The 4,607-nt window shown below is 63.6% G+C and carries 5 protein-coding genes; 1 reads left to right on the top strand and 4 read right to left on the bottom strand.

The window, feature by feature from the left end; genetic code table 11:
* Positions 1-70 precede the first annotated feature (70 nt).
* The 3 genes from AC5DC2_RS19865 to AC5DC2_RS19855 all read right to left on the bottom strand — a co-directional run bounded on the left by AC5DC2_RS19865 (position 71) and on the right by AC5DC2_RS19855 (position 2,648).
* Positions 71-790 carry a DUF2259 domain-containing protein gene (locus AC5DC2_RS19865; protein ID WP_491699723.1) on the bottom strand — a complete coding sequence of 240 codons (720 nt, stop codon included), beginning with the start codon at positions 788-790 and terminating at the stop codon, positions 71-73.
* Positions 791-824: 34 nt separating this feature from the next.
* On the bottom strand, positions 825-1,490 hold the full coding sequence (rpe, locus tag AC5DC2_RS19860) for a ribulose-phosphate 3-epimerase (RefSeq protein WP_024707440.1): 666 nt from the start codon (positions 1,488-1,490) through the stop codon (positions 825-827).
* A 75-nt stretch (positions 1,491-1,565) separates the two neighbouring features.
* Positions 1,566-2,648, bottom strand: coding sequence for an ABC transporter substrate-binding protein (locus AC5DC2_RS19855; protein ID WP_491699722.1), 1,083 nt, complete (start codon positions 2,646-2,648; stop codon positions 1,566-1,568).
* Between the two features lie 143 nt (positions 2,649-2,791).
* Here AC5DC2_RS19855 and AC5DC2_RS19850 point away from each other — a divergent pair, with 143 nt between their 5' ends.
* Positions 2,792-3,283 carry a flavin reductase family protein gene (locus AC5DC2_RS19850; RefSeq protein WP_024707438.1) on the top strand — a complete coding sequence of 164 codons (492 nt, stop codon included), beginning with the start codon at positions 2,792-2,794 and terminating at the stop codon, positions 3,281-3,283.
* 393 nt (positions 3,284-3,676) lie between these two features.
* On the opposite strand, the gene AC5DC2_RS19845 is transcribed toward AC5DC2_RS19850, so the two are convergent.
* Positions 3,677-4,607, bottom strand: a 931-nt coding sequence (locus AC5DC2_RS19845; RefSeq protein ID WP_491699721.1) for a DEAD/DEAH box helicase, incomplete at its 5' end; no start/stop codon positions are given.

Genomic DNA, 4,607 nt, shown 5'->3' with positions numbered 1-4,607 from the left:
TCGGAAAGCACGATGCGTAGATTCAATAGGTTAGAGCGTCCTTTGTGCGTCCGAACGGACGCACGGCGCTCTAGGGCCTGAAGGGAACGGCGATCCAGCGGCCGTCCGGTCCCTCGAAGCCATGCGAGAGCACGGTGACCAGCGCGACATGAACGGCATTTGCCCCGCCGCCGCCATAGGTCATCACGCCGCCGAGCCGGTAATCCGTCGGGCAGTTCCGGCTGGTGGGGATGCGGCTGTCCTCGTGGATCGTGCGCGTCTCGCCCTCCGGATCGGTATAGGCAAGGCGAAAGCCCCGCGCATCCGGGGTGACCGCCGCGCAGGCCGAAATCGGATCGAGCGCGAAGGTTTCCAGGGAGAGCGTTCCGACGGGCGAAAGGTTCGGGTGCGAACGGTAGCGGATGGTCTGGCTGTCGCCCGCGACCTCTTCGGTGACCGGATTGAAGGCGGCAAGCCAGCCGGGATGGGCAAGCAGGTTGTATTCCTGGATCAGCGGCAGCGCCTCGCCGACGGCAAGGCCGCGCGCGGAGCTGATGGTCGCGTTCTCGTCCTCCTGCCGCACGCGGAAAGGGGTCTCGTCGAGAAAGGCATCGCGTTCGGTATCGATGAAGAAGATGTTCGAATAGGGAAAGCCGGAGCCATCCTCGACGCCGAATTCCTCGAAGGCGAAGACGCCGCCATCATCCGAAAAGCCGAGCGGGGTGAAGGTGGCGAAGTCGCCGGCGGCGGCCATATGCGCCGAAAGCCCGGCTGCTGCGGCAAGCATGGTCAGGGGCATGAAACGGGGCATGTCTTTCTCCTGTTGGTCGCCTCCGGTCGTTGCTTCATTCTTCTCCCGCGCGCAGAGCCTCGATCGGGGCGCGATAGCTGCCGTTTTCCGCCTTGCCGAAGATTGCCGAACCGGCGACGAGCGCGTTGGCGCCTGCCTTGGTCACGGCGCCGACCGTGTCGGGCGCGATTCCGCCGTCGACTTCGAGATCGATCGGCCGGTCGCCGATCAGCGCATTGGCCTGCTCGATCTTGCGCAAGGTGGCGGGAATGAATTTCTGGCCGCCGAAGCCCGGATTGACGGTCATGATCAGGATCAGGTCGAGATCGTCGATCACATGTTCGATCATCGACACCGGCGTTGCCGGATTGAGCGCCACGCCCGCCTTCTTGCCGAGATTGCGGATGGTCTGCAGCGAGCGGTGCAGGTGCGGGCCGGCCTCCTGGTGAACGGTGATGATGTCGCAACCGGCCTTGGCGAAGGCTTCGATATAGGGATCGGCAGGCGCAATCATCAGATGGCAGTCGAAGATCGCATCCGTGTGGGGGCGCAGCGCCTTCACCACCGGCGGGCCGAAGGTGATATTGGGCACGAAATGGCCATCCATGATATCGAGATGGACCCAGTCGGCGCCGTCATCGACGACGGCCTTGACCTCCGGGCCAAGATTGGAAAAGTCGGCCGACAGGATGGACGGCGCGATACGGAGCGGACGTTTCACTTGCTTGTTCCTCAATGCGGGGCCCGAAGGCCATTTTCTCATGTCTTGCCGGCTCTCAGGCGTTGCCGGCCGGTCTTACTCACGCGCGCTGTCGAAGACGGGAACGAATTCGCCGTTCTGCCAGCGCAGCAGAAAGAACGGATTGTCGGCCAGCTCGTGCCTTGCGGTGAAGCGGACAGGGCCGATCGCTGTGTCGAAAGTGTGGTTCAGAAGCGCCTCGTCGATCCCGCCGCCGTCTGCCCGGGCGGCGGCAAGCGCCTGGCCTGCGACCTGAACGGCGGCCGCGCCCGGCACGACATAGCCTTCCGGCACGATATCGGCGGCGCCGGCAGCATCGGCGATCTCGGCTGCCGGCGGCAGAGCGCCGTAGTCGGGCAGCGCAATCGCCAGCGTCCCGTCCTCAAGCGGCGGCGTGGTTTCCATCGCGCGCAAGCCGTCATCGCCGAGAAGCGTGAGGGCAACGCCCTGTTCGCGCGCGTCCCGCCCGATAATGGCGACATCGCCGCGCGTGCCGCCGACCAGCACCCGCGCGGCGCCCGCCTGGGCGAGACGGCGCACAAGCGACAATTGCTGCTGCTGGGCGGGACGGAAGGTGTCGGTGAAGACCGGCTCCAGCCCGCGCGCCTCGATTTCATTGCGCACGGCGTTGACGAGTTCGCGGTAGTAGATCGTGCCATCATCGACAAGGGCGACCGGCTGGTCGACCCATTCGGTCATGATCAGCGTGACGATCGCGTCCACCTGGTCCTGCCGGTTCGGCGCCAGCCGGAAAAGCGGCCAGCCATTGGCGAGCGCATCGGTCATCAGCGGCAGCGACCGGACGGAGACGGTGATGGCGGGAATGCCGGCCTCGGCGAGGACGGGCAGGGCAGTGCGCAAGGTCTCGCTGCAGAAGAAGCCGACAGCAATCCCGACGCCCGCGTCTTCGAGCGCCTCGGCGACAGACGCGCCGTTGTTTTCTTCGCAGTCTTCGTCGATGATGGTCAGGTCGATGTCCAGATTGCGTGCGGCAAGCCCGGCGCCGTCGAGCATCTGTGCGCCGAGCACGGCATAGTCGCCGTTCAGCGGGGCCACGACGCCGACCTGTTGGGCATTTGCGGGCGCGGCGGCGCTGACAATCAGCGCGGCAAGGACAAGGCGGGCCTTAAAAGATCTCATGATGGCAGGTCTGTTTCTCACTCAGGCGCGTTAACGGAGTCATACCCCTTGCCAGAGTGAGGGGCAACGCCGTAAGTACCCGGACCAAGAGATGAAGGGACGGTTTTTGTCTATTTCACCACACCACCGGTATCGCTCTCGCCATGCATGATGATCAGCCCTTTACCCGTGCCTATCGCGATGCGATGGCCCGCTTCGCCGGCCATGTCCAGGTCGTGACCACCGCGCATGACGGCGCGCTGCGCGGCGTGACGGCGACGGCCTGCTGCTCGGTATCCGACGCGCCGCCCACGGTGCTTGCCTGCGTCAACCGGCTGAACGCGAAGAATATGGTCTTTCTCGAAAGCGGCAATTTCGCGGTCAACACGCTCGGCGCCCGCCACAAGCCGCTGGCCGATGCCTTTTCCGGGCTCGGCGGCCTTTCCGCGCAAGAGCGATTCGCAAAGGGCGCTTGGGATTTCGGCGGCTCCGGCGCGCCGGTTCTGGAAGATGCGCTTGCCAGTTTCGACTGCCGCCTCGTCGAGGCGAAGGAGATGTCGACCCACTGGATCCTCATCGGCGAGGTCGTCAGGACGCAGTGCGGCGAAGATGACGAGGCGCTGATGTATTACCGCCGCGCATACCGGACCCTGTGACCGTCATGAATTTGTCTAAAAAATAGGCTTGACCAAAAAAGAAGCGTGATATAAGAATATTTGCATATTGCAAGATTATTACGAAACTTTGATGAATCTCTTTTGAATGAAGGTGAATTCACTCAAGTCCTATTGAATTCTTATCAAACGAACCGTTTTCCTGCACAATTAGAGCCGCGCTTCACTCCCAGGAAGTGCGGCTCTTTCTCGTTTGGCATGCCTGATTGGCTTAGAGCGCCGTGCGTCCATTCGGACGCACGGCGCTCTGACCTATTTAATCTACGCATCGGCCCGAAAATCGATTCCGATTTCCGGGCCGATGCGTTAGGCATTTCATGCGGGCTGCGGCACGCGGACCAAAGGCGGCGATTGAGATCAATCACCCCGACTTTCTCAGTTTTTTGCGCCGATCAGCATGAATGCGGGAATGTCGTCACCGAAGCCGACGGGCGTCGGCTCGTCGTCCCGGTCGCGGCGGCGCGAGCGCTTCCGGTCGTCATTGGCGGGCCTGCCGCCGGCGGGTTTGGCATTTGCCGCATTGGCCGGCCTTGCGGCGTGGTTGTCCTGCTGCGGCGCCGCCTTCGGTTCGGATTTGGGCGCAGCCTTCGGCTCGCTCCTGCTTTCCGCTGCAGGGGCCTGCTTCCTGGCTCCGCGGCGCGCGCGCGGCGCCGGCTTTTCGTCGGTTTCCGCATCGGTGTGAGAAGAGGGCGGGCCGTCCACCCAGTCGATCTTCCGGTCGATCAGCTTCTCGATCGCGTCGACGAACTTGGCATCCTTTGCCGTGGCGATGGTAAAGGCCTTGCCCTTGCGGCCGGCGCGTCCGGTGCGGCCGATGCGGTGGACATAGTCTTCCGCATGGATCGGAACGTCATAGTTGAACACGTGGCTGACATCGGGAATGTCGAGCCCGCGGGCAGCGACGTCCGAGGCCACCAGCAGCGGCAGTTTTCCGTCTCGGAAATTCTGCAGGATCGTGGTGCGCGAATGCTGGTCCATGTCGCCGTGCAGCGCGCCGCAGGCATATTCGTGGCGCTGCAGCGAACGCAGCAGGTCGGCGACCGATTTCTTGCGGTTGCAGAAGATGATCGCGTTCTTCAGGTCGTCCTGCTGGTCGATGATCGCGCGCAGCGTCTCGCGCTTCTCGTAGTCCTTCGCCTTCGAGGCGACGAGCTTCTGCTCCACCGTCGCGGCCGTGGAGGACGGCGGCGCGACTTCGATGCGGGCCGGGTTCTGAAGGAACCGGTCGGCAAGCTTCTGGATCTCGGCCGGCATGGTGGCCGAGAAGAACAGGGTCTGGCGCGTGAACGGAATGAGCTTGGCGATC

This window comes from Martelella sp. (genome assembly GCF_984369615.1).
The sequence above is the reverse complement of the archived record's forward strand: the minus strand, read 5'-3'. Positions and strand labels throughout refer to the sequence as shown.